13 protein-coding genes and 1 pseudogene are annotated in these 19,646 nt (G+C 66.9%); 7 read left to right on the top strand and 7 right to left on the bottom strand.

From position 1 onward, the window contains the following. Positions 1-219: 219 nt before the first annotated feature. Complete coding sequence (locus LOC59_RS04045) at positions 220-1,245, bottom strand: YlbL family protein (RefSeq protein WP_227894466.1); 1,026 nt, start codon at positions 1,243-1,245, stop codon at positions 220-222. Between the two features lie 312 nt (positions 1,246-1,557). Between LOC59_RS04045 and LOC59_RS04040 the strand changes: the two genes are divergently transcribed. Beyond that, positions 1,558-3,015 (top strand): zinc-dependent metalloprotease, encoded by a 1,458-nt coding sequence (locus LOC59_RS04040; RefSeq protein ID WP_229970666.1) that lies wholly within the window; start codon positions 1,558-1,560, stop codon positions 3,013-3,015. Between the two features lie 38 nt (positions 3,016-3,053). Here the strand turns inward: LOC59_RS04040 and LOC59_RS04035 are convergent, their stop codons facing one another. After that, positions 3,054-3,626, bottom strand: a complete 573-nt coding sequence (locus tag LOC59_RS04035) for a M48 metallopeptidase family protein (protein ID WP_229970664.1) — start codon at positions 3,624-3,626, stop codon at positions 3,054-3,056. Positions 3,627-3,747: 121 nt separating this feature from the next. Between LOC59_RS04035 and LOC59_RS04030 the strand changes: the two genes are divergently transcribed. Further along, a complete protein-coding gene (locus LOC59_RS04030) occupies positions 3,748-4,809 on the top strand; it encodes a ThiF family adenylyltransferase (protein ID WP_229970662.1) in 1,062 nt (353 codons plus the stop codon). Here the strand turns inward: LOC59_RS04030 and LOC59_RS04025 are convergent. Continuing rightward, on the bottom strand, positions 4,806-6,929 hold the full coding sequence (locus LOC59_RS04025) for an ATP-dependent DNA helicase UvrD2 (RefSeq protein WP_227894462.1): 2,124 nt from the start codon (positions 6,927-6,929) through the stop codon (positions 4,806-4,808). The two genes, LOC59_RS04030 and LOC59_RS04025, sit on opposite strands and share 4 nt — an antisense overlap. Continuing rightward, entirely contained in the window at positions 6,926-7,888 is a 963-nt protein-coding gene (nudC, locus tag LOC59_RS04020) for an NAD(+) diphosphatase (RefSeq protein WP_227894461.1), read from the bottom strand. Before nudC ends, LOC59_RS04025 begins: the two co-directional genes overlap by 4 nt. A 151-nt stretch (positions 7,889-8,039) precedes the next feature. Here nudC and LOC59_RS04015 point away from each other — a divergent pair, with 151 nt between their 5' ends. The 4 genes from LOC59_RS04015 (at position 8,040) to LOC59_RS04000 (ending at position 11,570) form a co-directional block, all read left to right on the top strand. Further along, entirely contained in the window at positions 8,040-9,425 is a 1,386-nt protein-coding gene (locus tag LOC59_RS04015) for a phosphotransferase (RefSeq protein ID WP_229970660.1), read from the top strand. A gap of 152 nt (positions 9,426-9,577) precedes the next feature. After that, positions 9,578-9,958: a GntR family transcriptional regulator gene (locus LOC59_RS04010; protein WP_227894459.1), complete on the top strand. Its 381-nt coding sequence runs from the start codon at positions 9,578-9,580 to the stop codon at positions 9,956-9,958. Further along, a complete protein-coding gene (locus LOC59_RS04005; RefSeq protein ID WP_227915439.1) occupies positions 9,955-10,881 on the top strand; it encodes an ABC transporter ATP-binding protein in 927 nt (308 codons plus the stop codon). The genes LOC59_RS04010 and LOC59_RS04005 overlap by 4 nt, the downstream gene beginning before the upstream one ends. After that, entirely contained in the window at positions 10,878-11,570 is a 693-nt protein-coding gene (locus LOC59_RS04000; protein ID WP_227894457.1) for a hypothetical protein, read from the top strand. The genes LOC59_RS04005 and LOC59_RS04000 overlap by 4 nt, the downstream gene beginning before the upstream one ends. Positions 11,571-11,753: 183 nt before the next feature. Here the strand turns inward: LOC59_RS04000 and LOC59_RS03995 are convergent, their stop codons facing one another. The 3 genes from LOC59_RS03995 to LOC59_RS03985 are packed head-to-tail and all read right to left on the bottom strand — an operon-like array spanning position 11,754 to position 18,963. Beyond that, positions 11,754-15,227, bottom strand: coding sequence for an ATP-dependent helicase (locus tag LOC59_RS03995; protein ID WP_227894456.1), 3,474 nt, complete (start codon positions 15,225-15,227; stop codon positions 11,754-11,756). Beyond that, entirely contained in the window at positions 15,224-18,466 is a 3,243-nt protein-coding gene (locus tag LOC59_RS03990; protein WP_227894455.1) for an ATP-dependent helicase, read from the bottom strand. The genes LOC59_RS03995 and LOC59_RS03990 overlap by 4 nt, the downstream gene beginning before the upstream one ends. Then, a complete protein-coding gene (locus LOC59_RS03985; protein WP_227894454.1) occupies positions 18,463-18,963 on the bottom strand; it encodes an MGMT family protein in 501 nt (166 codons plus the stop codon). Before LOC59_RS03985 ends, LOC59_RS03990 begins: the two co-directional genes overlap by 4 nt. Here LOC59_RS03985 and LOC59_RS03980 point away from each other — a divergent pair. Continuing rightward, positions 18,949-19,623: pseudogene (locus LOC59_RS03980) on the top strand (3'-5' exonuclease); the annotation flags it as partial. The gene LOC59_RS03985 and the pseudogene LOC59_RS03980 overlap by 15 nt on opposite strands. Between the last annotated feature and the right edge of the window lie 23 nt (positions 19,624-19,646).

Below are 19,646 nucleotides of genomic sequence, written 5' to 3'. Positions count from 1 at the left end.
CTCACGGCACCTGGCAGCAGCTCGGTGCGGAGGGACTTCCGGTGCCTCCTTGGCGAAGCAACCCGACCCCTCTGTCCGACGGCCTGCCCAACATTGCCGTGATTCCTTATTCTGCCTTGTTTCGCCCGCGATCGGCCACTTCTCAGGCCATCACAGCGGAACCTTATTAGGATCGTGATTCCCGCGGCTTGCGCCGTGTCCGCGGAGCCCCTCCCGGGATTAGTCTGTGCAGGAACCCAAATTATCGGTACTGCCACCGCCGGCCAGCACTTCCACGGCGTCCAGCGCTTCCTCAAGTGTCGAGACACTGACGACGTCGAGGCCCTCGGGAATGTTGCCGGCCACTTCCCCGCAGTTGGCGTCCGGGGCGAGGAAAAACTCTGCGCCGCTGTCGGCGGCTCCCGCCATCTTCTGCTCTATGCCGCCGATCGGACCGACCTTTCCTGCGGCGTCGATGGTTCCGGTACCGGCGAAATGCCTTCCCCCGGTCAGCTCGCCCGGTGTCAGCTTGTCGATAATCCCCAGGGCGAACATCATTCCTGCCGAGGCTCCGCCAACATTTTCCAGGGCAATGGCGACGTCGAACGGGAAGGTGAAGTCGATGCTGAGGTAGGCGCCCATCTGGTAGGCACCGGTGTCCGAGAGCTCAGGAGTGATGCTCACTTCCTTCTCCTCTCCGCCCCGCCGAAGCGTCAGGACCGCGGGAGATCCCTGCGTCTCGTTAAGCCCCTGGCGCAGGGACTCAACATCGGTGACGGGCTGGCCGTCAACCGCCAGCAGGATGTCTCCGGTTTCAAGTTCCCCCTCGGCAGGAGCGCCTTCCATGATCCCTGCGACCGAGATTTCCTGCGTGAAGTCAATGTCCAGCTCGGCGAGTGCGGCCGCCACGGCAGACTCCTGGGACGAAGCCATCGCGGCGGTGTTTTCCTCTTCGATCTCGCCGCTGGTGGTACCGGGAGGGTAGACAAAGTCCATCGGCAGCACGGCATCATCCGGACTGAGCCAGGCGGCCAGCACCTCGGCCATGCTGACACTGCCGTTTGGCCCGCCCGAGACGTAGACGGTGGTCAGGTCCAGTTCGCCGCTGGTGGAGTAGGTCTGCTCCCCCTCTATGGTGATGAGCGGGCCGGAGGAGATTTCACCGATCGTGTTGAACGTGGGCCCCGGGGACTCCAGCACGTACGGCGCCGGAAGCAGGAGTCCGGCAGCGCCGAGAACCAGCGCAGCACCGCCGGCAACGAACATGGCCCGACGGCGCGGAGGGCGCTGTCTGAACGGCTTTTCACCGCCGGGAACCGGATCCGGCGCGCCGGCGCGCTGTGCAGGTTCGGAACCGGACCCTGAGGGTTGGTCTTTCTTCGGGGAGCGCAATCGGCTTTCCTTTCGTGCGCCGGCGGTGGGTGCGGGATACATTCTCCCACGTGCTCCTTTGCCAACAGCGAACGATTCCCCGAATGCGGGACAGGTCCCGGCCCATGCCGGTAACGTGGGAACACAGGCAACCGGTGATCCACCTGGGGCCGACGCATTAGAACTTCCACAGGACCGGTGGTATCGATGAGCTCAAACCCCTCCGATCACGGGGATTCCCCCCAGGACCCGTTGTCCGAGATGCTCGCGCGCCTCTTCGGCGGCGGACAGGCCGGCGGCCTCGATCCCCAGGAGCTGGCGAAGGCAGCCGGACTCCCCTCGGACCCAAATGCCATGGCCATGATCTTCCAGCAGGTCCAGGCCATGTTCAGTGCCCCGGCCGACGGTCCCGTCAATTGGCAGCTGGCCAAGGACAATGCGCGCCGCGTGGCTGCCACCGGCGCTGACCCCTCCGTCACCCCCCAGCAGCAGCGGGAAGTCGACGAGGCACTGCATGTCGCCCAGATGTGGCTCGATCCAGCGACGGACTTCCCCTCTGCCAGTGCGCTGGGCAAGGCCTGGTCCCGTGCAGAGTGGGTGGAAGCGACGATGGACTCGTGGCGCCGCCTCACCGAACCTGTGGCCGTCAGCATTTCGCAGGCGCTCTCGAACGCCATTGCCACCCAGATGCCCGAAGAGATGAAATCCATGATGGGCGGGGCCTCCTCCATGCTCGCCAACATGGGCGGTGCTATGTTCGGCATCCAGCTGGGACAGGCTGTGGGCGCCCTCTCCAAGGAGGTCGTGAGCTCCACCGACGTCGGGCTGCCCCTGGCCGGCGGCACCATGGCCCTGCTTCCGGCCAACGTGGCGGGCTTCGGCGAAGGACTCGACGTTCCCGAGACCGAGGTCCGGCTCTACCTCGCCGTCCGCGAGGCCGCACACGCCCGTCTCTTTGCGCACGCGCCGTGGCTTGCCGGACACCTGTTTGGGATCATCGAAAGCTATGCCCGCGGTATCCACATCGACATGTCCAAGATCGAAGAAGTCGCCCGCGACATTGACCCGTCCAACCCGGAGTCCATCCAGGAGGCTCTGGCAGGAGGCGTGTTCCAGCCCGAGCGCACGCCCGCACAGGCCGCAGCCCTTGAACGGCTGGAGACAGCCCTGGCACTGGTGGAAGGCTGGGTTGATGAAGTCACTGCTGCCGCGACGGCAAACCTCCCCTCTGCCGCTGCCCTGCGGGAAATGATCCGCCGCCGGCGCGCCAGCGGCGGCCCCGCCGAGCACACGTTCGCTTCGCTCGTTGGACTCGAACTGCGGCCCCGCCGGCTGCGGGACGCCTCCGTGCTGTGGGCACAGCTGCGCGAAGAGCGGGGCGTGGACGGCCGCGACGCCATCTGGCAGCACCCGGACCTCATGCCGACGTCCAAGGACCTGGATGATCCGCAGGGCTTCAGCAAGCGCCGCGAGCTGCTGGATGCCTCGGATTCCGATGTCGACGCTGCGCTCAGGCGGCTGCTCGAGGGCGGCTTCGACAAGGAAACGCCGGAAACGGATGCGGATTCCCACGACGCGGGCGCAACGACGGACGCAGCGGAAAACTCCGAAGGCGAAGATACCCCGAACCGGGACGAAGACAACGACGGGCCGGAAAAGCAGTAAGCGGGCCAGGTGCCGGCCCGGCAGACCGCGCCGGCACCTTAGTCCTCTGCCATCTCTCCTTTAAGTCCGCGCGCAGCGGCGAAGGCTGCACCGGAGAGGTACGCCTTGGCGGTCTCAGTCTGCGGATAGGACTCCAGCAGCCGCCAGAACTTGGGGCTGTGTGATCCCTCAATCAGGTGGGCCAGTTCGTGCAGCAGCACATAGTCCACTACCCATGACGGCATGCCGATGAGCGTCTTCGAGAGCCGGATGGTGCCGCGTGCCGGCGTCGCCGATCCCCAGCGGGAGTTCTGGTTGCTGACCCAACGGACCGAGGATGGCCTGGCAGCTCCCCCTAAATAGCGTGCGGAGAGATCCACGGCACGCTGTTCAAGTTCGGAATCCGCCTTCGCGGGATCCGGCGCCGGCACGGCCGCAGCCCTGGTCTCCAGGCGGTCAACCATGCGCTGGACCCACTCAGCTTCCTGATGACGGGTGAAATGCGCCGGAATGGACACCACGGCTACCCCGTCGCGGAACACCGCGTTGACCGTCCGTTTGCGCCGTGCTGAACGGCGGACTTCAATGGGCATCCCGCCGCGGGTCGTGGCAGGAACGGACACAGAAGGCATGGGTCCACTTTAGGCCGCACATCCGGGGTTCGGAAAAGCTGTGGAAAACCCGCAAAGGGTGTTCTACGCATGCCAGCATGGGTGTCCGACTATCCCACCGCCGTCGTCCAGGAGGACCAGCATGCGGATCAACCCGGGCATCCATGTCCTGGACCTTGGTGCCGACCGGCGCCAGTTTGGCTTCGGTGCTGGAGCGCTGCTCCTGGCCGGCCTGACAGAGGCGGATCTGTCCTTTATCCGGAACCTCAGGGCCGGGGTTCCGGATGGCGCGGAGCCGGCTGCGGCCGCTGCGGCGGGCATCGGTGCGGACCGGCAGTCCCAGCTGCTCTCGGCGCTGGCCCCAGTGCTTCTGCCCTGCGCGGGGAACGGGCATGCCCTTCCGCCGCTGCGCGAGGAAAGGCTGCGTCCGGACGTCCAGAGACTGTCTGCTGTTTACGGACGGGACGCTGCGGAACCGGTTTCCCGGAGGTCCGCGGCCGCAGTGGAAATCCAGGGCCTGGGCCGGTGCGGCGCCCTCGTGGCACGCACGCTCACCGCTGCCGGTGTCGGGACCCTGCTGCTCGGTGATCCGGGGGCAGTCTCTGCATCCGATGTCGGCCCTGCCTACGCCCTGACGGACATCGGGATGCAGCGTTTCCGGGCCGTTAAACGGCATCTTTACCGGATCGATCCCACGGTCCGGGTGCTGCATGTCCCGGGAGGCGCACCGGGTGGAGCTGCCGCCGCGGTCGACCTGGCCCTGTTTGTCCATGAGCAGCCGGATTCCCGGCACACCGCCGCAGCCGGCGACCGCGGGCATCCCCATCTGGCAGTCACCGTCCAGCAGTACGGCTACTCGGTCGGACCGTTGGTGGTGCCCGGAGCGACACCGTGCCTCGGCTGCCTGGACCGGCACCGCGGTGACGCCGATCCCGGCTGGTACGCTTCCTCGGCCGCACTGGAAAGCAGCGGGACCGGCGGTCCCGGTGCCGGTGGGCCCGGCGGCGAGGAAGTGAGCGCGGCGGGCCTGGCTGCCGGAATCGCAGCCAACCAGGTGCTTTCGTTTATTGATGGGGTGGCCCAGCCGGTGACCTGGTCGGCCGTCCTGCAGCTTCGGACCGCAGACGGGCACATCGGTCTGGAACCGCTGCAGTTCCATCCCGGCTGCGGGTGCAGGCTGCAGTCCGGGCGAAGCGCGGCCTAAGCTTCCGGGCTTTGCGCGAGAACTGCCAGCACTGCTTCCCCGTAGCGCTCAAGCTTGGACGGACCCACACCGGGCAGCGTCGCCAGCCGGTTGAGTGTCGGCGGCTTGTCCTCGGCGATCGCAACGAGGGTGGCGTCGGTGAAGACCACAAAAGCCGGCACACCCGCTTCATTGGCGGCTTCCTTCCGCCATTCGCGCAGGGCCTCAAAGGTCACCTCGTCATAGGTGGCCGGACAGTCCCCGCAGCGGCCCATCTTCCGCTCGGCACCGGTGCCGAGCAGCGTCCCGCAGACGCGGCACTTCGCCGGTCCGGTGACCTTGCGGCGCGCCGGGCGGGCCGTCCGGGGACCGGCGGCGTCCCGTGCCGTGTTCGGCCGCAGCCCGTCCAGGAACCGGGAGGGCTTGCGGTTCGCGCGCCCGCCGGGTGTGCGGGCCGTCGACCAGGACAGGGCCAGGTGCACGCGCGCACGGGTGATGCCGACGTAGAGCAGACGCCGTTCTTCGTCCACCGCTTCCTGGGTGTCCGCGAAGGAGATGGGCATCAGCCCTTCGCTGAGCCCAACCAGGAACACTGCATCCCATTCCAGGCCCTTGGCGGAGTGCAGGCTGGCCAAAGTGACGCCCTGGACTTTGGGAGCGTGCTGGGTGGCGGCGCGTTCCTCCAGTTCCACGGTGAAATCCTGCAGGGTGAAGATGCTGTCCGGTTCCTGGGTGCGGTTGGCATGCATCTCGTCGGCGAGTGCCACCAGCGCGGCCAGGGACTCCCAGCGTTCGCGCGTCGCTCCCCCGCCCGAGGGCGGTTCAGCGGAGTAGCCAAGGTTTGCCAGGATGTCCCGCACCACCTGCGGCACCGGTTCGGTGCCGACCGAGCGGGCCGCTGCACGGAGCTGAAGCATGGCATCGCGGACTTCCCTGCGGGCGAAGAACCGCTCGCCGCCGCGGAGCTGGTAACCAATACCTGCCGTCGCGAGCGCCTGCTCGTAGGCTTCGGACTGCCCGTTGGTGCGGAACAGTACGGCGATCTGGCTCGCTTCGACGCCGTCGTCCAGCAGCTTGCGGATCCGCCCGGCAACCTGCGCGGCTTCCGCCTCGTCGTCGGCGCATTCCGTAAAGGTGGGCTCCGGGCCCGACTCGCGCTGCGCGATCAGTTCCAGCGGGGCAGGCCATGCCGGAGCGTTCCGCAGGCGCTCCCCCTCTGCGGTCCGCGCCGCGAGGATGCGGTTCGCCAGGTTCACGACCTGGGGGGTGGACCTGTAGTCACGAACCAGTTTGACCACCTGCGCCCCGGGAAAGCGGTGCGTGAAGTCCAGGAGGTGGCGGGACGTAGCGCCGGTGAAGGAATAGATCGTCTGGCTGGCGTCGCCGACGACGCACAGTTCATCGCGCTCTCCGAGCCACAGGTCCAGAAGCCGCTGCTGCAGCGGGGAAACGTCCTGGTACTCGTCGACGACAAAGTGCCGGTACTGGTCCCGGACCGTTGCCGCAACGCGCGGATCTTCCTGCAGGATGCCCACGATGATCAGCAGCACGTCCTCGAAGTCGATGACGTTGCGGTCCACTTTGACATCTTCGTAGGACTGGAAGATCCGGGACACCGTGGTGAGGTCGAAACCGGCGGGTGCGTCCCGGCCCGCCGCTGCGCGCACGTAGCTGTCCGGCGTGAGCATCGAGACTTTGGCCCATTCGATTTCCGCGGCCACGTCGCGGATGGCGGCGCGGTCGGTGGAGAGCCGGAGCCGGCGGGCCGCCTCCGCGATCAGCTGGGCTTTGTGGTCCAGCAGGCCCGGCAACGGTCCGCCGACGGTCTGCGGCCAAAAGTACTGCAGCTGCTTTAGTGCCGCTGCGTGGAAGGTCCTGGCCTGGACCCCGCCCGCCCCCAGGTCCCTCAGCCGTGTCCGCATTTCCGCGGCGGCCCGGGCGGTGAAGGTCACGGCCAGGACCTGCTGCGGTTTGTAGAGTCCGGAATGCACCCCGTAGGCCATCCGGTGCGTAATGGCCCGTGTCTTGCCGGTTCCGGCACCTGCCAGGACGCACAACGGGCCGGTGAGGGTTGTTGCTACTTCGCGCTGCTCGTCGTCGAGGCCGGCAAGGATGCGCGCTTCGAGTGAATCGGTGATCATTTCCCGCGTGTCAGCTCCGGTTCCGGGACAGGGCCGCCGTACCAGCGGTCAATCAGGTTGCGTGCAATGGAGATGGCGGACGGGATGGTGATCTCCCCTGAGGCCACGGCGTCGGTCAGTTCCTTGCGGGTGAACCACCGGACATCCGACATTTCGACGCCGTCAGCCTGAGGTTCAGTACCATCCGCTTCCGCGCAGAACCCAAGCATCAGGGAGCAGGGGAACGGCCAGGGCTGGGATCCCAGGTATTGCGGATTGCGCACCACAACGTTGGATTCCTCGGCCACTTCACGGATGACCGCCGCTTCCAGTGACTCTCCGGGCTCCACAAAGCCCGCCAGCGTCGAGTACCGGCTGCCGGGCCAAGCCGCCGCGGATCCGAGGAGGATCCTGTCCTGCGGGTCAGTGATGGCCACGATGATGGCCGGATCGGTGCGCGGAAAGTGCTGGCTGCCGTCCTCGGGGCAGCGCCGCACCCAGCCTCCCTCGGCTAACACCGTGGGGGCCCCGCAGCGGGGGCAGTGCGTGTGCGTGGCGTGCCAGTTGGCAACGGCGCAGGCTTCGACGAACAGGCCGGCATCCAGCGAACCGAGCGTGGTAGCGACCTCCCTCAGGCTGGCCCAGCGGACACCGTCGACTTCCAGCGCGGCGTCGGGCTCCGGAAGGGTAGCCATCACGATCTCCGCTCCGGCGGGAACCTGGCCGTCGGCAAGGGTACGTCCCAGGTACACCGGATCAGGGCCGAAACCGTCCTCCCCCACGGGACGGAGCACCAGGGAGTCCTCCCGGATCAGCGCCTGGCCTCGGGACACGTACATAACGCGCGTGCTCTCCTGTTCCAGGAGACGCTCGAACAGATCTTCGGCGCCCCGGCGCTCGCTGCCTCGGTCCACCGCACCGCGTGCCAGCGGCAGCTGGCCCAGGTTCGGGGTATCGGCTGTGTCTAGCTGGCTGCTCATACCCCTACCGTACTGACTTAGGTCCCCCAACCGGAAAGCTGGACCACCGCGGTGGACGGGCGGCCCGTCCCGCTGAGGTTTTCCTCACGCTCTTCCGACTCGCCGGGTGCTATGGGTTACTCAGGCCACATCTGCCCCTACGGTTGAAGATGTGAAACGCTCCCCCATGGAATTGGCAGCCCTGGCCAGCGCCGCCGTCCCGGCGCTGGTGCTGACCGGCGTAGCCGGTTCGCCGGACGACGCCGCAGATTTCGATGCCGCCCTGCTCGTTGACGACGCCGGCAAGCAGTGGCGGGTACGTTGCCCGAAGCATGTCGAAGCCAGCATGCGGCTCGAAACAGAGCTCCTGGTACTTCGTGCCTTCGTCCCCGCAGTCCGCGCCGAGCTGCCCTTCGCGCTCCCCTACGTCGCCGGCACCGTCCGCAAGGGCGAGCTCTGTACCTTCGTCTATTCCCACCTCCCCGGCGCAACGCGGGACATCGATGAGCTAGCAGCCGCAGGCAAGGACCTGGCCGAGGACATTGGCCGGACGCTGGCCGCCATCCATGCCCTGCCCCAGTCGCTGGTGAACAACGCAGACCTGCCCAGCTACACCGCGAACGAATTCCGCCAGCGCAAGCTCAATGAGCTGGACCAGGCGGCCACCACCGGTAAGATCCCGGCCACGCTGCTGCGCCGGTGGGAACACGCGCTGGAGGACATCGGACTCTGGCGCTTCAGCCCCAACGTGGTCCATGGTGACCTCCACGAAGACAACCTCCTGGTGTCCGGCGGCAGGATCAGCGCCGTCATCGGCTGGACGGACCTGCGCATCGGAGACCCGGCTGATGACTTCGCCTGGCTGATCGCGGCCAACAACAGCGCGTTCACCGACGCGGTGCACGCCGCCTATGTGGCGGCCCGGCCCGACGCCGTCGATCCCCACCTGATCCGGCGGGCTGCACTTTCCGCTGAGTTCGCACTGGCCCAGTGGCTGGTGCGCGGACTTGCCGCCGGCAACCAGGCGATGGTGAAAGAAGCGGAGGAAATGCTGGCCACCCTGGAAGCGGACATCCTGGAACAGGAATCCGCCCTGGCCACAGAAGCCGACGCGGCTGCGGCAGTGCCTGTGCCAGCGCCGGTGCCCGTGCCGGCTCCGGCGCCCGCGGATCAGGACTCCGTTCCCGCAAAGGCACCCGCCGGCAGCAAGGTCACCGTGAAACCCCTGCCGAACCCCGAAGCTGAAAAGGTCTCGGTAACTCCGCTTCCGGAGCCGGCGAACGCCGCAGCCGCTGAAGACAGCGCCGGCAACGATAAGCCGGACGCGCCATCTACTGCCCCCGCCGATGCTGCAGCCGCTTCCGGTGTGGCCGTTCCCGGCGACGCTCCGCCGGCTGCCGCATCGAACCCGCAGCCGCAGGCCTCGAACCCGCAAGCGGAGGCCGGCGCTGGCAAAAGCGATCCGCAGGCCGACGCCGTCGAGCCGGCAACGTCGGCAATTCCCCTGGTGGCAGTCGAAACCCCGCCGGCCGAAGCGGACCGCTCCGCACGTCCGTAGCGTCCGCGCCCGCACCTGAAACGCCCGTCTGGATTATCCAGGCGGGCGTTTTTCTGTTCGCCAAAAAACTTCCGGCGCCGGCTTGACGCCCACGTTGCCATAATGGTTAGCTAGTCGAGTAACTAACCAAAGAACCGAGACAGGCGGGTTCCGTGATAGATGACAGCAAGCCGATCTTCCAGCAGATCGCCGAACGCATCGAGTCGGACGTCCTCGACGGCGTCCTGCAGGAAGAGGGCCAGGTGCCATCGACGAATGAGATAGCTGCGTTCTACCGGATCAACCCCGCAACGGCAGCCAAGGGCGTGAATCTTCTGGTCGACGAGGGACTGCTCTATAAGCGCCGCGGCATCGGGATGTTCGTTGCCTCCGGCGCCCGTGCGTCTGTACTCGCCAAGCGCCGCGAGCAGTTCTACCGCCACTATGTGCAGCCACTCCAGCTCGAAGCCGCCAAATTGGGCATCGACAAAGAGGAACTCACCACTCTCATCCAACGCAGTGCCGCTGATTACGAAGGGACCCCGGCACCATGAACGTCATAGAAACCCGCAATATCACCCGAAGTTACCGCGGCGAGCTCGCCCTGGACGATGTGAGCCTGAACATCGAAGCGAACCGGATCTACGGTCTGCTGGGGCGCAACGGTGCCGGCAAGACAACTTTGATGTCCATCCTGACCGCCCAGGGTTTTGCCAGCTCGGGCGAAGTCCGGGTCTTTGGAGAGGACCCGTTTGAAAACGAGCGGGTTCTGTCCCGGCTCTGCTTCGTCCGGGAGTCGCAGAAGTACCCGGATGACTTCACCGTGCGGAACGCCCTGGACGCGGCCGCCTTGTTCTTCCCGAACTGGAGCGCCGAACTCGCTGAGACCCTGCTGGAAGACTTCCAGCTTCCGCGTCCCAAAAAGCACCGGATCAAAAAGCTCTCCCGAGGCCAGCTGTCTGCGGTCGGCGTCATTATCGGACTGGCTTCCCGGGCCGAGCTGACCTTCTTTGATGAGCCGTACCTGGGATTGGACGCCGTGGCACGGCAGCTGTTCTATGACAGGCTGCTCACGGACTTTGCTGACCACCCGCGCACGATCATCCTTTCTTCGCACCTGATCGATGAAGTGGCGAACCTGCTTGAACACGTCATCGTCATCGACCGCGGCAGGATCGTCGTCGATGACGAAGTGGAGGCCATCACAGGCTCCGCATTCGCCGTCGCCGGGAAGGCGGGATCCGTGGAAGAGTTCGTGGCCGGCCGGCCGGTTCTGCACAGGGAAAACCTGGGGGCCCTGGCTTCTGTCACAGTCGATGCACCCCTTGCCGCCGACGACCGGGAACGGGCTCTTGCCATGGGACTGGAACTCGCACCGGTATCACTGCAGCAGCTGATCATCCGGCGCACCCTGAAAGCCAACGAAAGCTACGGCGCTCATGCCGGCAGCACTACGGATCTGGAGGTCCTGCGATGAACCGCGCTCTCGCTGTAGCCCGGATGCAGCTGCTGAATAAATGGATCTACCTGGGCATCCCTGCCATCATCCTGGTCACATCCACCGTGATCTCCATTGCCATCCTGGCCATGATTCCTTCCGACGGCGAAGGTACCCGGATGGCCTTCTCCGGCCAATCCGTCATGTGGTATTTCCTTGCCATCGGCGTCCAGGCCCTGACCTATACCTTTCCGTTCTCCCAGGCCCTGAGCGTCAGCCGCCGGTCCTTCTACATCGGGACGCTCGGACTGTTTGCGCTGGCTTCCCTCGCCCTCGGGGTGCTCTATTGGGTACTCGGGCTCGTCGAGGATGCTACAAACGGCTGGGGAGTGGGCGGCAACATCTTCGCCCTGCCGTGGATCGCCGAGTCCGCCTGGTACACCCAAATCCTGCTCTACTTTGCCCTGTCCATGCTGCTGTTCATGTTCGGTTTCTGGTTCGCCACGGTCTACAAGCGGTGGCGGGCGACGGGCCTGGTCGCAGCGCTGGTTGGTTTCGCCCTCCTGCTGCTGGGCAGTGTAGCGGCTGTGAGCTTCACGGACTCGTGGGCCGAGGTCGGCGCCTGGTTTGTCCAGCTCACGCCCCTGGCCCTGGCCGGATGGCTCCTGCTGGCCGGAGTCGTGCTGGCTGCCGGGTCCTACGGAACCCTTCGCCGGGCGACTCCGTAGCCCGGCGGCCGCGCAGTACAGACGCGCAGTACAGACGGGCAGTACAGCACGGGTAGTACAGCACGGGTAGTACAGACAGTAGGGAGAGCCGCCGCCCCAAGGGACGGCGGCTCTCCCTATGCGGATGGCCCAGTGTGGTTTGGCCCAGATCCTTCAGGCTCAGTTCCTTCAGGCCCCGATCCTTCAGGCCCCCGGAGCAGAGCTGGCGATGATCTTTTCCAGTTCCGCAGCATCCAGCAGGTTGTGCGGACGGATGAGCTTATCCGCGGCGACGTAGTAGAAGGCAGCACGGACCTTTTCCAGCGGAACGTTCTGCAGCCGGGACCAGGCCAAACGGTAGACCGCCAGCTGCACTGAGCGGACGGCGAGCTTGTCGGCAGACGGAGGGGCACCGGTCTTCCAGTCGATCAGGTCCCAGCCGCCGTCGTCATCGCGGAAGACCGCGTCGATCCGCCCGCGGACCACTACGGATTCCACCCTGGTCTCCACCGGCACCTCGATGAAGGCCGGAGTCCGGTGTGCCCACTCAGACGCTTCGAACGTCGCCACCATGTCCTCAAGCTGGTATGCCTCATCCACGTAGGCATCGGCCGCGCCCGGGTATTCGTCGAGGTCGAGCATTCCGCTGCGGCCGAAATACTCCTCGATCCACGCGTGGAACGCCGTGCCTTTGCGTGCCGCCATTCCAGGTTCCCGGGGAACCGGCCGGCGCAGCTGCCGGGTCACGGCTTCCGGGTCATCCTGCAGGTCCACCAGCATGGAGGCCGAAATGTGGGCGGGCAGTTCCACCTGCATCACCTCATCCGGAGCGCGGTGCCGGGCCAGGACCAGGTCTACGTCCTTCCCCCAGCGACCCGGCGGAAACACCGACCCGGCATCATCTGCCAGGGGTGCGTTGTCCTCTCCAGGGGCACGATCCTGGAGGCCCGGGCCAGGGGAACCGGCGTCGGCCGCTGCCAGGACGGCTGCTGCAGCTGCCTCCATTGAGGTCCGGCGCGCCGGTGCCAGCGGGTCCTTGGGCCAGGCGGCCCGCTCCGTCAGAGCGTTGGCAGGGTTCTCATCTCCCTCATCCCCGGGTTCCAGCCAGGACAGCAGATGGAAGCCGTCCGCTCCGGCTTTTCCGAGTTCGAAGAGGTCAAGCAGGTAGCGGGAGGCCCCCGTCGGCTTGGACCGGCCCCCGCCCCAGGCGCTTGAGGAGCAGAACAGGACGTGCCTTGCCCGGGTGAAGGCAACATAGGCCAGGCGGCGCTCCTCGCGTTCGGCATGCCCGCGGGCATCCTCGGCGAAGAGCTTTTCGGCGTTGACCCACGACTTCTGGTCCGGCTGCTCCCAGTCCCACTGCGGAAGATCCGGCGCGTCCCCGCGAAGGTTCCACGGGATAGCTTCGTTGCCGCTGCTCCAGCGCGAGTCCTTGTCGTTGGGGAACTGGCCCTCGCTGAGTCCGGGGACGGCGACGACGTCCCACTCGAGTCCCTTGGACGCATGGACGGTCAGCAGCTGGACCGCTTCCCTGCTGGTCTCCAGCTGGGTCACCGGAAGCCCGTTCTCTTCCTCATCCGCGACCTCGAGCCAGGCAAGGAAGGCCGCAAGGTCCACGCGGTCCGCCGAAGCGCTGAAGGTGGCGGCGGCGTCGACGAAAGCGTCGAGGTTCCGCCGGGATTCGTGGATGCTGATGCCCGGTTTTGCCGCAACTTCGATATCCAGAAGGATGCGCCGTTCCACTTCGCCAATGAGGGTGGTGAGGTCCTCCCCCACATAGCCGCGCAGTTCCCGCAGCTCATCACGCAGGGCGCCCAGGCGGGCCAGGCCGGCGGCTGTCAGTGACCGTCCGGCATGGGACACCCACCCCGGTTTGGGGAGGTAATCAACGGCTTCAACGAGGCTGCCGGCTTCGGACAGATCAGTCTCGACGACTGCGGCTCCGCTTTCGTCGGGACCGTCGACGTCGGCCAGGTCCTGGACACTGACTGCGCGTTCCCGTACCCGCACCAGATGCCGTGACCAGTCGGCCAGGGCCATGAGGTCCGCCGGACCGATCCGCCAGCGCGCTCCGGCCAGGATCCTCAGCATTGAATCCGAACGCCCGGGATCCCCGAGCACGCGCAGGACAGCAAGCAGGTCAACGATTTCCGGCGTCGAAAGCAGGCCGCCCAGCCCGACGATCTGGACGGGGATCCCCTCTGCCTCCAAAGCACGGCGGATCGGGTCGAACTGCTTCTTTCCCCGGCAGAGAACCGCAACGGTGGGGGGAAGCAGGTTTCCCCGGCCGTCCGTCTCGTGGTCGGGATGTTTCCACCACTGTGTCCGCAGGCCGGCGATCTGCGCTGCCAGGGCCTCGGCTTCCCCCAGGCTCACCGTCCCGTCGGGCAGCTGGACCGTCTTCTCCGTGAGGTAACGGCCAAGGTAGACATCTCCGACGCGGGCGTTCGGCTTCGCCTGGAGTTCGGGGACGTCCAGCGGCCGATTGTGTTTCAGCCACGGCACGCCCTGGTTCAGCGGTGCTGAGACGGAGTTGGCCGTGGCGAGGATGGAGGTGGAGTTCCGCCAGGCGACCGAAAGATTAGCGACGGCGGCGGGTGTCCTGCTGCCGTCAGCCAGGACCTTGGGGAAATTGGTGCGGAACGTCCCCAGCTGTCCGGCAGATGCGCCGCGGAAACCATAGATGGACTGGTGCGGATCGCCGACTGCGGTCACGGGCGTCCCGTCCCCGAACAGTTTGGAGAACAGGACCATCTGCGCATGCGAGGTGTCCTGGAACTCGTCCAGGAGAACTACCTTGTACTTGGCGCGCTCCATCTCCACTGCTTCCGGAATTTCCTCGGCGATCCGGGCGGCCAGCGCCACCAGGTCGCCGAAGTCCAGCTGCCGCCGCTCAGCCTTGGCACGCTGGTAGGACTCCACCAGCTCCGTGACGGAGACCCGGGTACGGAGCTTGCCGAGCAGGGTTGTGGCTGCCTGGGCGGGCTCCTTGGTCTTGCCGGCCTGATAGGGCAGCGCCTGGACCTCGGCAATGTGCCGCTCCAGCTCGGCGCGCACCTGGGCCGGAGTGCACAGGTGCTCCGAGCATTCCGATGCCATCTGCAGGACGGCCCCGACGAGCGTGGATTTGGCTGCCGTGAAGTGTTCGTAGTCTCCCGCGTAGGCCTCCACGACTTCGTTCGCCAGCTGCCAGGACTGCGCTCCGCCCAGCATCACGGAGTCGCGTTCGACGCCGATCCGCAGGCCGTAGTCGTTCACGATTCCGTTGGCGTAGGAGTGGTAGGTGGACACCGACGGTTCCAGCTGGCTGTCCTCCGGGGCGTCCGCTGCGGCACCCATCACACGGTGCAGCAGCCTAAGCCTCCCCCGGATGCGGGAGGCAAGTTCGCCTGCCGCCTTCCGCGTGAAGGTCACACCGAGGATCTGTTCGGGCTCCACGAGCCCGTTGGCCACCAGCCAGACCACCCGGTCCGCCATCGTTTTGGTCTTTCCCGAGCCTGCACCGGCCACTACCAGGAGCGGTTCAAGGGGGCCTTCGATGATCGCTTCCTGTGCCTCGGTCGGGTACTGGACCGGCTCGGCCGAATCCCCGTGCAGCAGCTCGGCGAGCTGACGCGCAGAGTAGGACCGTGCCTTCCGCTGTTCCCCCAGCACCTCTTCCCCAACATGGACGCTCACTCGGTGACCTGCTTTCCTTCAGTGCAGAGCGGACAGATTTCCGGCAGCCGGCAGCCGTGACCGCCGAAGCCGCTTCGCCCGGGATCGTGAATGGTCTCGAAGGTCGCGCCGGACATCAGTTCGGCCGCTTGCTGGATCATCTCGAAGGCACTCTCCTCCCCGGCCCCCAGCGGTGGCTGCTCCTGCACGGAAACACCCTTGGAGGACGTGCCCAGCTGAACCAGGGCGGCGCCGCCCGGCACCGGCGGCCCTTCCTCGAGGGCGCCTTTCCGCACCGCTTCCTGATACGCCGCCAGCTGGGGGTGCCCGGCTAGGTCGGTCTTCTTGGGAGCTGACTTTCCGGTCTTCAGGTCCACGATGAAAAGCCGGCCCTCGGCGTCCGCTTCCAGCCGGTCAATCTGGCCGCGAAGGAGCGCTGTACGGACAGCGCCGCGGACTTCCACGGGTATCTCAGCCTCGAAATCCTTCTCGACGGCCACCAGGTGCCGCCCTCCCTGGCGCATCTGGATCACGTAGTCCGCGAGCTTGCGGACCATTTTTTCGGCCCGCTGGAGATCGAGCTTGCTCTCCCAGGAGTCCTTCATGCCCAGGGAGGGCCAGCGCCGCAGCAGCTCGGCAGCGTACTCACTGCCGGTCGCATCGGGCATCTCCTGCGCTATCTGGTGGACGAGCGTGCCCAGGGAACGGGCAAAGTCCGTTGCCTGCTCACCGCCGGCAGCAGAAACGAACCAGCTCAGCGGTGACTTCATCACGGCGTCCACCTTCGACGGCGAGACGGGGATCGGCGCATCCGGCGGCAGGATCGGTTCAGTCGTGGACAACGGCAGCAAACCCCACCACTCGCCGGGTGCGGCGCCCGGCACCCGAACAGGGTGCCGCAGCATGCGCCCCAGGTGTCCGGCGGCTTCTGCCGCCTCTTCGGGGACCGTGTCTGACTGCTGGGCGTGGGCCCGAAGCTCCGCAACCAGCGAGCGCAGGGTGAGCGGACGCAGGACCTCCGTCCGTTCCCGGACGAGCACACCGTCCGGAAGCGGGTCCACCAGATCCAGGAACTGTGAGGGCTGTTCATCCTCCGAGGCAACCGCCGTGCAGATCAGTTCCTCTTTGGCCCGGGAAACGGCGGTCGAGAAACTGCGCAGTTCATCGTGCCGGATAGCGTGCATCAGCGTCTGGGGGTTCCGGTACCGGCGGTAATCGTCGCCGTATTCGACTGCCGATACGAGGTCGCCGCTGCCCAGCAGCTCACCGCGCAGGCGCAGGTTCGGCCAGACTCCCTCCTGGATTCCGGCGACGATGACCAGCGGCCATTCACGCCCGGCTGCGCTGGCCGGTGTCAGCAGTTCAACCGCGTCGCGCTTCTGGGCCCGGGCTGCCAGGGTATCCATGGGCAGTTCGGAACTCGTCAAATAGTCCAGGAACTGGGCGGGCGTGGAACCGGGCAGCTGGTCCACGTAACGCTCAGCGGTTTGGAACAGCGCCATGATGGCGTCGAGGTCGCGGTCGGCGCGCAGCCCCGTTGACCCTCCGGCCAGCGCTGCCTCGGCCCACTTCTTGGACCAGCCCGAGGCTGACCAGAGCGCCCAGAGGAGGGTCTCGGCAGTTGCTCCCGGCTGGGCAGCGGCTTCCCTGCCCGCACGCAGCATCGCGGCCAGGCGTTTCGCGGCTCCGGCCTCCCAGCCGAGGCCGGCAAGGGCCAGGCCGGAGTCGGAGAGCGGATCAAGCAGTGCTTCCACCAGCAGCGCATCGGAGCTGCGTCCGCCGCCAGCACGCAGCTCTTCACGCCGCAGAGCCTGCCGCAGCCGGCGCAGGTCCAGGGAACCGGCACCTCCGATGCGGGATGTCAGCAGCGAGACAGCAGTCTCGGGAGTAAGGAGTTCGGGAACGAGCACGACGGCGAACGCGTCCAGCAGCGGCCGGACGGCTGCTTCATCCCGCACGGCTTTCTCCGCCACGGGCACCTTGACTTCGATTCCCTGGCTGGTCAGGTAGCGCTGGATCCGGGAGAGCTGCCCGCCGGTTCGGACGATGACCGCAATGTCTTCCAGCGGCCGGCCGTCCAGCAGCTGGGCTTGAAGGATGCGCTGGGCGATGTAGCGCATTTCATGCATCGGAGAGTCCACGACGTGCGCTGTGGCCGCGGGAGCCGTGGCCTCACCGGCGGACTCCTTCCCGGACTCCGGGCAGGGCCGCCCTACGCTGCTGCGGCAGGACGGCAGGCCCGGCACCACGGAGATCCTGGAGGCTACCCGGTGCCATGCCGAGGCAACCGGTGCCGCCAGGCGGTGCTGGGTCTGCAGCACGGCCGTTTCCAGTCCCGGGCCGAGTGTCTCCGGAAGGTTGCCGAGCAGGTCCGGCCGGGCACCGCGGAACCCCTGCACCACGGTGTCCGGTGCAGCGGTCACCACGGCATCACGTCCCGCGGCAAGCACGCCGAGCAGCTGGTGGATGGCCGGGTTGGCTTCCTGCAGGTCGTCAACCAGGACCAGCTTCAGCCGTTCGTGTTCAGCTGCCAGGAACTCCGGATCGGATTGGAGGATGTGCAGGGCGCTGGTGATAATGCCAGCAGGGTCGAAAGCCTCGGGCATCCGGATGTCCAGGACGTCGCGGTATTCCCCGTAGAGGGCTGCGGCCGCAACCCAGTCCTGGCGGCCATACCGCCGCCCGAAGCCGGCCAGTTCCGACGGTTCCAGCCCCAGTTCGATCACGCGGTCAAAAAGCTGGCGCACCTCCTGCCGGAATCCTCGGGTCCCCAGCGCCATGGACAGGGACTCCGGCCAGGGAAGCTCCGGCACGCCGTTCTGGCCGTGGCCGGCCAGCAGTTCCTTGATGATCACGTCCTGCTCCGCACCCGAAAGCAGTTTCGGTGCACGGGTGATGTAAGGGAGCCTGCCCTCGGCTTTTGCCCGGCGGATGACGTCGAAGGCGTAAGAGGCCCAGGTCCGCGCAGGCGCGGCGCTGATGGTCCGTTCCAGCCGCGCGGACAGGGCATCACGCAGGGAGGCGGCTGCCAGGCGGGAGGGGGCGAGCAGCAGGACGCCGGCGGGGTCCAGGCCGCCGCGTTCGATCCGTGCGACGGCGGTCTCGACCAGGACTGTCGATTTGCCGGTGCCCGGAGCACCCAGGACCAGAAGCGGCCCGCTGCCGGTACTCCTGTCAACGGCCAGCTGCTGGTCCGGGCTGAGGGCCGGAGCTGTCCTGCCGGCGGCTGCCGGCGGAACCAGTTGCAGGTTGATGCTCATGCCTCCACTTCACCACGTCCCGCTGACATTGCCTGATTCGCTGCTGCCGCGTCCGCCGCGAGCCGGCTCCGCAGCCCGTCCAGCACGTGCCAGTCCGCGTCCGAGGGCTGCCAGCGCGCCTCCGGAAGCCGGACCCGGTAACCGGTTCCGTCCGGTGCCATGTTCCCCCGAACCGGCGTTCGCTCCTGCACATAGTGCTCCCAGGCGCGCCGGCCGTGGCAGGCAGGCGGCTCCCCTGAGGACCTGATGACACGCCACCACGGCACGGCTGAGCCGCTGCGCGACATCACTTTGCCCACCTGCCGCGGCCCGCCCTTACCGAGGAGTTCGGCGATGTCCCCGTAAGCCAGCACCCGGCCTGGAGGAATCAGCACGGCTACCGCCAGCACCGCCTCGTCATAGTCCTCCCGCATGCCTCCAGCGTAGCCGCCGCCGGCGTGCTGAATCCGGGAAATGTCCGTGCCCGCGGGTACGTTGGAAATATGTTGAGCTGGCATAACCTCCCCCGTGCATCCTTCGACCTGGAAACCACGGGCCGCGATCCGCAGTCCGCCCGGATTGTCACGGCGTCGATCATCCTGGTGGATGCCGCGGGGAATGTCCTGGAACATCACGAGTGGCTGGTGGACCCGGGCGTGGAGATTCCGGAGGAGGCGGCAGCCATCCATGGCATAACCACCGCGCAGGCGCAGCGGGAGGGCCTGCCCGGCAGGACCGCCGTCGAACAGATCATCCAGGTCCTGAACGGCTTCTTCGGCGCCGGAGTTCCGGTGCTGGCCTTCAACGCTTCCTACGACTTCACCGTGCTGGCCCGCGAGGCCGAACGTGCGGGCCTTACGGCGCCCGTGCCGTTCCCCGTCATTGACCCCTACATTATGGACAAGCAGGCAGACCGGTACCGGCGCGGAAAGCGGACGCTGACCGCCACGGCCGAGCACTACGGCGTCAGCTTCGAGAATGCGCACACCTCCGCTGCGGATGTCATGGCCACGCTCGCGGTCGGGTCCGCCATGGCGAATGCTTTCCCGGTCCTTGCCCAGGAATGCACTGCGCTGCATCGGCTGCAGGTCGGGTGGGCGGCCGAGCAGGCTGCCAGTTTCCAGTCCTACCTCCGCCGCCGGGACCCCGAAGCGGTGATCGACGGCACCTGGCCGGTCAAGTCCGCCCCGGCGGCCGTCCC

The sequence above is a fragment of the Arthrobacter sp. zg-Y916 genome (assembly GCF_020907385.1).
GTDB lineage: Bacteria > Actinomycetota > Actinomycetes > Actinomycetales > Micrococcaceae > Arthrobacter_B > Arthrobacter_B caoxuetaonis.
The sequence above is the reverse complement of the archived record's forward strand: the minus strand, read 5'-3'. Positions and strand labels throughout refer to the sequence as shown.

Bases quoted from the DNA above. Each gene is read 5' to 3' on its own strand.
- LOC59_RS04045 (WP_227894466.1), bottom strand. From the start codon at position 1,245: ATGTTCGTTGCCGGCGGTGCTGCGCTGGTTCTCGGCGCTGCCGGACTC.
- LOC59_RS04040 (WP_229970666.1), top strand. From the start codon at position 1,558: ATGAGCTCAAACCCCTCCGATCACGGGGATTCCCCCCAGGACCCGTTG.
- LOC59_RS04035 (WP_229970664.1), bottom strand. From the start codon at position 3,626: ATGCCTTCTGTGTCCGTTCCTGCCACGACCCGCGGCGGGATGCCCATT.
- LOC59_RS04030 (WP_229970662.1), top strand. From the start codon at position 3,748: ATGCGGATCAACCCGGGCATCCATGTCCTGGACCTTGGTGCCGACCGG.
- LOC59_RS04025 (WP_227894462.1), bottom strand. From the start codon at position 6,929: ATGATCACCGATTCACTCGAAGCGCGCATCCTTGCCGGCCTCGACGAC.
- nudC (WP_227894461.1), bottom strand. From the start codon at position 7,888: ATGAGCAGCCAGCTAGACACAGCCGATACCCCGAACCTGGGCCAGCTG.
- LOC59_RS04005 (WP_227915439.1), top strand. From the start codon at position 9,955: ATGAACGTCATAGAAACCCGCAATATCACCCGAAGTTACCGCGGCGAG.
- LOC59_RS04000 (WP_227894457.1), top strand. From the start codon at position 10,878: ATGAACCGCGCTCTCGCTGTAGCCCGGATGCAGCTGCTGAATAAATGG.
- LOC59_RS03990 (WP_227894455.1), bottom strand. From the start codon at position 18,466: ATGAGCATCAACCTGCAACTGGTTCCGCCGGCAGCCGCCGGCAGGACA.
- LOC59_RS03985 (WP_227894454.1), bottom strand. From the start codon at position 18,963: ATGCCAGCTCAACATATTTCCAACGTACCCGCGGGCACGGACATTTCC.